General features: G+C 73.1%; 1 pseudogene. It reads right to left on the bottom strand.

Going from position 1 to position 1,047, the window contains the following annotated elements:
• A pseudogene (locus K228_RS28685) lies at positions 1–901 on the bottom strand (hypothetical protein); the annotation flags it as partial.
• Positions 902–1,047 lie beyond the last annotated feature (146 nt).

Below are 1,047 nucleotides of genomic sequence, written 5' to 3'. Positions count from 1 at the left end.
CCCCACGCTCGGCCCGATCCGCAGCCGCCCGCGCCAGGAAATCTGCGATCAGCCAGACCGCGCGGGCGCGGCCCCCGGGGCTCTGCTTGAGCTGCAACTGTCCCCGCGGCCCGGTCTTCGACAACGTCGGCATCGCCTCCAGCACGCCGGCCACCCGGTCACGCCACGCCTGCACGCCGGTCAGCCGCCGCTCAGCACGCGCTACCCGCCGCACCGCCGCCCGATGCGCCACCCGCAACTCGTCCACACGCCGCGACTCAGCGGCGGCCTGTGCCACCTCGGCGGCCTGTGCCGCGCGGGCCGACGACGCGATCCACGCCTCATCCCCACACCGCCAACACCCCTGACGGCGGCGGCCACTGTCCCCCCGCTGCCTCTCCTGCCGCCTCTCCTGCCGCCGCTTCTCGCGCAGCTCACGCCGCCGCTGCCGGCGACGCCACCGCCGCTTCCGGACCACCTCCACCGGCAGATCCACCACCGCGACCTGCTCCGGCCCGCCGCACGTCTGACACGCCAACCGCTCAGCAAGCTCCGCGAGCCAGCCGGACTCCTCCGGCGTCAACCCACGCCGTAACGCGCGACGCTGCCGCCGACGCCAACACCCCAAACACAACGGCGCCGAGCCTGGCCCATCGCGTGACACACCCAACCCGGCCACACCGCCGGCAGCGCAGTCCACACACGGCACCCGCTGACCAGTAAGCGGCGGCAACCGCGCCACATCCGGCAACGCCAACCGCAACTGACCCGCCCGGGTGGCCTCCACAGCCACCGCCGACAGGCCCAGGTGCACGACGCACCGCGTACGCCCCGGAGCAGCCAAGACCGCCTGCCCACGTGCAGCACACACCGGGCAATGACCCGACGCGACCACCCGCTCCGCAGCCAGCGTGCCGCTCATCGCGACACCGCCGGCTTATGCCACGGCGCAACGGCCGCAGCTTGCGCTGCGACATGGGGAAAGGCTGGGAACAGGTGGGCGTCGCCGTGACACGCAGAAAACGTGTTCGAAGACAAGAGTGCACCCAGCCCGGGGCCAGGTGCTAT

Origin of the sequence: Salinispora cortesiana (genome assembly GCF_000484695.1) — a bacterium.
GTDB classification, from domain to species: domain Bacteria; phylum Actinomycetota; class Actinomycetes; order Mycobacteriales; family Micromonosporaceae; genus Micromonospora; species Micromonospora cortesiana.
The sequence above is the reverse complement of the archived record's forward strand: the minus strand, read 5'-3'. Positions and strand labels throughout refer to the sequence as shown.